Genomic DNA, 255 nt, shown 5'->3' on the forward strand with positions numbered 1-255 from the left:
CGCCTGCGCACGCTTTACGCCCAGTAATTCCGATTAACGCTCGCACCCTACGTATTACCGCGGCTGCTGGCACGTAGTTAGCCGGTGCTTATTCTTCCGGTACCGTCATCCCCGGCGGATATTAGCCACCAGGATTTCTTTCCGGACAAAAGTGCTTTACAACCCGAAGGCCTTCTTCACACACGCGGCATTGCTGGATCAGGCTTTCGCCCATTGTCCAAAATTCCCCACTGCTGCCTCCCGTAGGAGTCTGGG

Annotated in this window: 1 rRNA gene; it reads right to left on the minus strand. The window is 56.1% G+C overall.

The window, feature by feature from the left end:
- Window positions 1-255: ribosomal RNA gene (locus tag AB4Y35_RS42225) — 16S ribosomal RNA — on the minus strand; the annotation flags it as partial.

It is taken from the genome of Paraburkholderia sp. EG286A, assembly GCF_040965375.1.
GTDB lineage: Bacteria > Pseudomonadota > Gammaproteobacteria > Burkholderiales > Burkholderiaceae > Paraburkholderia.